General features: G+C 43.6%; 4 protein-coding genes and 2 pseudogenes. All 6 read left to right on the forward strand.

The genetic code is table 11. The features are described 5' to 3' along the window. On the forward strand, positions 1-1,303 hold a 1,303-nt coding region (locus tag Tanf_RS15395; RefSeq protein ID WP_236684345.1), incomplete at its 5' end, for a T9SS type A sorting domain-containing protein. 995 nt (positions 1,304-2,298) lie between these two features. Continuing rightward, positions 2,299-2,757, forward strand: a complete 459-nt coding sequence (locus Tanf_RS00420) for a hypothetical protein (protein WP_046824506.1) — start codon at positions 2,299-2,301, stop codon at positions 2,755-2,757. Then, positions 2,754-4,490, forward strand: a pseudogene (locus Tanf_RS00425) (S8 family peptidase); the annotation flags it as partial. The gene Tanf_RS00420 and the pseudogene Tanf_RS00425, both read left to right, overlap by 4 nt. Before the next feature lie 375 nt (positions 4,491-4,865). After that, positions 4,866-5,129: pseudogene (locus Tanf_RS16205) on the forward strand (T9SS type A sorting domain-containing protein); the annotation flags it as partial. A 974-nt stretch (positions 5,130-6,103) separates the two neighbouring features. Beyond that, a complete protein-coding gene (locus Tanf_RS00430) occupies positions 6,104-6,481 on the forward strand; it encodes a hypothetical protein (protein WP_014225797.1) in 378 nt (125 codons plus the stop codon). A 2-nt stretch (positions 6,482-6,483) separates the two neighbouring features. Further along, a partial coding sequence (locus tag Tanf_RS13995; RefSeq protein ID WP_152652234.1) for a M43 family KLIKK metalloprotease mirolysin occupies positions 6,484-8,220 on the forward strand: 1,737 nt, incomplete at its 3' end.

An 8,220-nucleotide genomic window follows, 5' to 3' on the forward strand; every position in this document is an offset into this window, starting at 1 on the left:
AGTGACCTATAACCGGGCTACATTCAGGGCAGCGTGGAATAATACCGATTTTGCATTAATGGAACTGAGAAACTCTCCCGCCGGCGACTCCCGTTTTTCATGGTTGGGATGGGATCGAAGCGGCAATACGCCGACTTCGGGTACGGGGATTCACCATCCGTCGGGAGATGTCATGAAAATTTCTTTTGATTATAACAGCCTTTCCTCAAATACATCAATAATTTCTTGGAAAGGAGGGATATCCTCTCCAGTAAACACCCATTGGATTGTAGGATTGGATAGTGGAACAATGGAAGGAGGTTCGTCTGGTTCCCCTTTATTTGATCAAAACAGGCGAGTTGTAGGTCAATTGCATGGTGGGTTCTCAGGTTGTGCCCCCATAACAAAATATTTTGGTCAATTTCATCATTCATGGATAGGTGGAGGAACGAACAGTACGCGATTGAGTAATTGGTTAGACCCCTATGGAAGTGGTGTAATGACAACGAATACCTCAAGATATATCTCCATCTCCGGTCCTGAAGCATTTTATCGCCAGGCAAGTTACGCTATTACGAATTTACCGGCTGAAACAACTATTCGATGGAAATGCCGGAATGACAAAACAAAAATTATCTCCGGGCAGGGTACTCCAACCATAAACGTATCAACGACCATACCTTCCGGTGGATATCAAGAAGTCATAACCGCTCAAATAATTCGCAATAATATAGTTATAAATGAAATCAATTATCATGTCTTGGTAGGATTCCATATTACCTCAATTGAATATTTCCAATATTCCGGATATAATGTTCTAATTGCCAACACGACATTAGGAGAAAATTCAGAAGTATCCGCCACATGGGAAACAAATGCGAATATTATAGAGTTTCCTTATTCCTATGATGCGTCCTTTATTGGAAGAGAAAACTGCACAGCCGCCATCACAGCCAATGAAAGCGGAGTTTATCATGTATGTGCTCATGCAAAATTTCATAATGATATTTCTCTGGCATATTGCAGGGATATTTATATTCAAGTTGATCGAAAGAATTACCGCTTCTCCCTCTCCCCCAACCCGGCCACGGACGAAGTGACCTTGCAGCTGACGGAGACGGACGAGGCCAGTGGATCAAATGTGCTTTCGACCGACAGAACCTCCTACGAAATCCAGCTCTGGAGCGGTATGAGGATGCTGAAATCGTTCAAAACGGATCAGCCGACCTTCTCAATCCCGACGGTCGGGCTGCCGGCAGGACTGTACTTCGTGCGCGTCGTCAAAGACGGACAGACGTATACGCAGAAGTTGATTAAAAAGTGAGAAGAGTGAAAAACTAAAAGTGAAAAGTGATGCCCTTCGGGCGTTTGGATGTTGAAATGTTGAGTTTGTTGAGTTGTTTGATTGTTGGATGGAAGCTGATGGCTGAACGCTGAATACTGATCGCTAACGATCATGTCAGGCTTACAGCCCTCCGAACAAGGTTGGACGGGACCCCACCCTTATGGGATGGGGCTGAAATATATCGGGCTTGCAGCCCTTTCGGGTAATGGTTATGTACAGGGTACACGGTGTCCGAACGCAAATTTCGCAAATGAACGCAGTACGCACCGTAGAGACGCAAATCATTGCGTATCTACAACATATACCCCTGTCATTCCGAACACCGTGAGGAATCCCGCGAGGAAGAGGAAAGATTCATCGCTGACGCTCTGAATGACAAGGAAAGTGCTCTGAATGACAAAGGAGGAGCTCTGAATGACAGGGTAGAGGAAAGGGCAGTTCATGTAGGGGCAAACCTCTGTGTTCACCCGTCATAATGCCGATATGAACATCCCCCTTTCCCCTCTTCCAAGGAAGAATGCGGAACTGACGGCTGACTGCTGTAAGAGCCCTGAAAGGGCGTGTTAATTCAGCCCAATGTGTAGCGAAGCGAAGCGTTGGGGGCAAAGAATACCCACTCCTGCGAAGAGGGCTGTAAGCCTGATATAAAATGTTGATTTATTTAATGGTCGAGATGTTTTACTTAAAAAAACTTGCGTGCTTTGTGTAACTTTTGCGTTCCTTGCGGTGATCTTACCGCCAAGTTCGCAAAGAACGACGCAAAGGACGCAAAAAAACAGACAAAATATTTGCATCTGATCAAAAAAATATTTATACCTTTGTCGTACATAACAAAAAAATATAAGACTATGGAAATAACAGCCGACACTCCACCTGACAAGCCGAAGCGCCTCGCAAACCGCACCGGAGGCACAGCGTAAAAGAAATATCCGGAACGCAGAAAACAAGTATAAACTTTAAAAAAACAGAAAAACATGAAACAGAAAATCATTTTATGGATAAGTACCCTGCTTTTACTAACAGCAGGAGCGGGGTGTAAGAAAGAAACACTTCCTCCGAATCAAGCCAAGGGAAAAGTTTTGGGGCCTACAGGTCCTTGCCAGGGGTACGCACTCTATATTGAAGTGGAAAACCCCAAAGGTATAGGACTTGAAGGGAAAGGCATTCCCGCCGGAAGCGGAAGAACGTGGAATTACCGGAATGCAATTTCAGTGCCTCTTTTTAATCGGATAGGTTTGCCTGTTGAGCTTATGGAAGAGGGCACGTGGTTGCACTTCGAATATCGGGAGATGACGGAAGAAGAAAAAAACCGAAAGCTTTTTCAACCGGATGAACCGGTGATATGTCTAATGAATCAAATTCCACCTCCAGCCAATACCTATATGATAACAAAAATCATTGCACATAAACCATTAAAAATAAATCCATCATGAAAAAGAATATTATCATTTTGCTTCTGCTATTTACAGCCGGAGCACACTTGTCCGGACAGCAGCGCTATTATTGGTCGGCAGGAAAAAAACAGTTTTTAACCGAGGTCGAAAACAAATTTGTTGTAAAATTATCGTCATCCGTATCGTCGCATCAGACAAGAAGCGCTTTGCAAGGAAACAGCAAAATACACTCTACTGACCGTTTGGAAAATTATACGGAAGTTGTCAACTCCGAAGCGCTTTCTTTACACGAAATACGAAAGCTGCCAGGTGTTGTCGATATTCTTCCTGCTTATTCCATTAATAAAGAACTGTTATACGTAACGGGAGAGATATTGTTAGCACCTAAAAAAGGCATTGAAATTAATCAGATTATTGCATTAACCAAGAATAATGTAAAGGTTACTTATAGAAGCAAGTACAATACTTTTGTATTGGATGTAAATGATTGGAGCAAATTGTTTGAGTATGCAAACCGGATATATGAAAGTGGGAAAGTGGAGTATTGCCATCCGAACTTCTCTTTTCCGTTACGCAAAACTCAGACGCAAACCGATCCGCTTTATCCTCAGCAGTATTACCTAAACAATACCGGACAGTTTGGCGGGACAAACAATATCGATATTAATGCTCCTGAAGCATGGAATATAACCACGGGGAATACATCCGTAAGAGTAGCGGTTATAGATGACGGTGTAGAGGCGCACGAAGATATGGCCGGACGTTTGCTGCCCGGCTTTACGGCGAGGTCATCCGCAGAGAACCCCAACAGAAACGGTGCTCCCAATAACACTAATCCTCCTTCAACTCCTTATCCGAACGACAATGACAGCCCTATAGGTCATGGACAGGCTTGCGCAGGGATTATTGCCGCAAATCATAATGGTATGGGGATTAGAGGTATTGCCCCGCAAGTTCGCATAATACCCATCAATATTTTTAATGACTGGTTTATAGACCAGATATTTAATGGGTATTACTGGATGGATTTTGTTCGATACAGAGAAACTGTCCAGGATATAGCCAATGCCATTGATGCAGCTTGGGATACTCACTCTGCCGATATATTAAGTAATTCTTGGGGATATGGTACAACTCCTAACAGCGCGGATGCTATAGTTGCCGCAATCAATAGGGCGCGCACTCAAGGAAGGGATGGACGCGGCTGTCCTGTTATTTTCGCCTCAGGTAATGCTTGGGGGCAGCAAGGGGTTACGGATGTCGCTTTCCCCGGTAATGTAGAGGGTGTTATCACTGTAGGAGCAATTGATAACAGAGGTAATATTTGGAATTACAGCCAGCGTGGAGCTTCAATGGATTTGGTTGCGCCGAGTGGTGGTGTTCCTGGAAATATTGTAACAACAGATAGAATGGGTAATTTCGGATATAATAATACAAATTACACAAACACTTTTAATGGTACTTCCGCCGCCTGTCCTCAAGTAGCGGGTGTCGCCGCATTGATGTTATCCGTAAGACCCGATTTGACCGAGGCGCAAGTGAGGACAATACTCCAAAATACGGCAAGAGATTTAGGCTCTGCCGGATTTGACAATACGTATGGTTACGGCCTTGTGGATGCTCATGCTGCCGTAGCCCCTCGCCTCTCCGGTCCCTCATCGGTCTGCGATCAAGCTACCTATACGGTAGAAAACCTGCCACAGGGAGCAACGGTACAATGGAGTGTAAGCAATAATAATGTTACATTGACATCAGGACAAGGAACCCATACTGCTACTTTTACTAAATTTCGTAACGGAATGGAAATTATTCATGCAGAAATATTGTTTAACAATATAAGAATTGCATTATTAACCAAAGAAACCTATTTTGGTGCACCATCTATCAGTAATATCATCGGAGAGCAGAGGGTTCCTACAGGCCAATATGCTTCATATCGTGCCGTTATAAGCAATAATGCACCTATTCCTTCAAGCTATCAATGGATCTTAAATCCCCTGAATGGCAACTCTCTGTATGGCAACGGTACGGAATCGATTGATATTGCTTTTTATAATCCCGGCTCTTATCAACTTGTGTGCAGAGCGACAAATGAATGTGGAGTAGGAGATTATTACACCATGGGAATTGGGGTTTACGATAATCTTTATCTCACCCTCTCCCCCAACCCGGCAACGGACGAAGTGACCTTGCAGCTGACGGAGACGGACGAGGTCAGCGGATTAAGCGTGCTCTCGACCGAGAGAAGCGCTTACGAAATCCAAATCTGGAGCGGTATGAGGATGCTGCGCTCGTTCCGGACGAATGAGCCGACGTTCCAAATCCCGATGGCCGGACTGCCGGCAGGACTGTACTTCGTGCGCGTGGTCAAAAACGGACAGACGTACACGCAGAAATTGATTAAGAAGTGAAAAACGAAAAATGAAAAGTGAAAAGTGATGCCCTTCGGGCGTTGAGCTGTTGAATGGTTGAGTTGTTTGATTGTTGGATGATAGCTGACTGCTTGAAAACTGACCGCTAACGATCATGTCAGGCTTTCAGCCCTCTGAATAAGGTATGGGTATCAATTACCCCACCCTTGCGGGATGGGGCTGAAATATATCGGGTTTGCAGCCCTTTCGGGTAATGGTTATGTACAGGGTACACGGTGTCCGAACGCAAATTTCGCAAATGAACGCAGTACGCACCGTAGAGACGCAATGATTTGCGTCTCTACGACATGTACCCCTGTCATTCCGAACGCCGTGAGGAATCCCGCGAGGAAGAGGAAAGATTCATCGCTGACGCTCTGAATGACAAGGAAAGTGCTCTGAATGACAAAGGAGGAGCTCTGAATGACAGGGTAGAGGAAAGGGCAGTTCATGTAGGGGCAAACCTCTGTGTTCACCCGTCATAATGCCGATATGAACATCCCCCTTCCCCCCTTCCAAGGAGGAATGCGGAACTGACGGCTGACCGCTGTAACAGCTCCGCAGGGGCGCGTTAATTCAGCCCAATCGAAGGCGAAGCGAAGCGTTGGGGGAAAAGAATACCCACTCCTGCGGAGGGCTGTAAGCCTGATATAAAATGTTGATTTATTTATATGGTCGAGATGTTTTGCTTGAACAAACGTGCGTGCATTGCGTAACCTTTTCGATCCTTGCGGTGATCTTATCGCTAAGTTCGCAAAGAACAACGCAAAGGACGCAAAAAACAGACAAAATATTTGCATATTCTCAAAAAATGTTTCTAACTTTGTAGTATCATCAAAAACGCATGGCTATGGAAATAACAGCCGACACTCCACCTGACAAGCCGATGCGCCTCGCAAACCGCACCGGAGGCGCAGCGTAAAAGAAATATCCGGAACACGGAAAACATGTACAAACTTAAAAAACAGAAAAACATGAAACAGAAAATTATTTTATGGATAAGTACCCTGCTTTTACTAACAGCAGGAGCGGGGTGTGAGAAAGAAAGCCATGCCTCTTGCTCATGCGAATGTGTGGAAGAGAAGATTCCGATTGTAACCCTTAAGAATGAAAATGCCCATTTTCGATATATAAAAAGGCGAAATGATTTTGCTTTGGAAATAGAGAATAAAGAGCTTGTACGTGGACTTTATCTTATCCCCCGCGGATGTGATATTCCTAAAAAATACAAAGAAGATGGCCTCCCCGTTATAATCAGTGGAGAAGTCTTTGATTGTAGCGAATATATCAAGCCGTGGATTAAACGGGATCCTGTTTACTTTATTAAATTATCAACTATAAAAAAGAAATGATCATGAAAAAAATAATTTTATCCATATTGGCTTCTGCATTATGGATCAATGGCTATTCACAACGGACATGTGGTTCTGAGTTGAATATGGAACAAATCCGGCGGACAGAACCGTTAAAATACCAGCGGATAACGGATTGGGAAAATCAAATAAAATTACATTCTCGTAGTGTGCCTTCTTCCACAATTCTGATCCCGGTTGTAGTACATGTAGTATACAATAATTCAGCGCAAAACATCAGTGATGCCCAGATTATTTCTCAAATACAGGTATTGAATGAGGATTTTCGCCGAATGAATGCCGATCAGGCAAACACTCCTTCAGCTTTCGCTAATCTCGCTGGCAATGCTAATATTGAATTTAAACTGGCCAGAAGAGATCCTAACGGGAATACAACAAATGGAATTACCCGAACATCGACTTCCACAGAAACTTTTTCTATGGAAATGGACAATGTTAAATTCTCAAATTTGGGTGGAAATAATGCATGGAATACAAGACGTTATTTGAATATCTGGGTCTGTAATTTAGGCGATGATCTTTTAGGCTATGCCCAGTTTCCATTTGAATTTCAAACAAAACCCAATACAGATGGAGTCGTGATTCACTACAAACACTTCGGGAGAGATGGCAGTGCTGAATCTCCCTATGATAAAGGCAGGACAGCGACGCATGAAGTAGGGCATTGGTTAGACCTACGTCATATTTGGGGAGATGATGGGGGCAGTTGCTCTGGTACTGACAATATTGCAGATACACCGAATCAGGGAGGGTATAATGAAGGATGTCCTTCGTTCCCTAAAACAGATCATTGTACAAACACATCACCCGGGGTTATGTTTATGAATTATATGGATTACACGTATGATGCCTGTATGAATTTGTTTACAAAGGGACAAGTAGAGCGTATGAGATCGTTATTCGATACCCAAACAGGTATCAGACGTGAAATGCAGATTTATGCGAATGAATTAACGAATCCACTTTCTTTCTCCATTACAGGCCCTTCGGAATTTTGTGACAATGCGATTTATAAAATTGCAAATTTGCCCACGGGAACCACCGTTCAATGGAGTACTTCTATGTCAGGGAACCCGTATCCTTTGATAGCCAACAATTCTCCTCAGACAAATCAGTGTACCTTGTATAATGTTTACAACTGTTCTGCTGATATCTTTATATTGGCAAAAATATACCAAGGAGCATCTCATATGGTAACACTCTCTAAAAAGATAATTGTCAAAGATAATTCAACTGTCCAAAAAGGACGATATGTACAAGAAGAATGTACGTTTTATGGAGTGCACCATCCATCCATAACCGGAGAATTGATAGACGGGGCAAACTTCTTATATCAAGGATGTATGACAAGAATTTATCTGGATAATATGTACAGGAAAACAATTGAATTCACGGGAAGTATTCCTCCATTATATTGGTACTATGTTGAGAGTCAAAAGATGTTATTATTACAATTGCCTTTAGGGTCTGGAGGAATCCCTTTTACATTCAAAGTGAAGGGGGGCTGTCAAGAAAAGACTCTTCTTTTCTTCTCTCGGACAGGCAATCGCAATGTGATATTCACCCTCTCCCCCAACCCGGCAACGGATGCAGTGACCTTGCAGCTGACGGAGACGGACGAGGTCAGCGGATTAAGCGTGCTCTCGACCGACAGAAGCGCTTACGAAATCCAAATCTGGAGCGGTATGAGGATGCTGCGCTCGTTCCGGACGAATGAG

Origin of the sequence: Tannerella forsythia, from assembly GCF_001006485.1 — a bacterium.
In the GTDB taxonomy this organism is placed as follows: Bacteria; Bacteroidota; Bacteroidia; order Bacteroidales; family Tannerellaceae; genus Tannerella; species Tannerella forsythia.

What these genes read in the sequence shown, in the direction of transcription:
- Tanf_RS00430 (WP_014225797.1), top strand. Translation starts at nt 6,104, where the DNA reads ATGAAACAGAAAATTATTTTATGGATAAGTACCCTGCTTTTACTAACA.
- Tanf_RS00420 (WP_046824506.1), top strand. Translation starts at nt 2,299, where the DNA reads ATGAAACAGAAAATCATTTTATGGATAAGTACCCTGCTTTTACTAACA.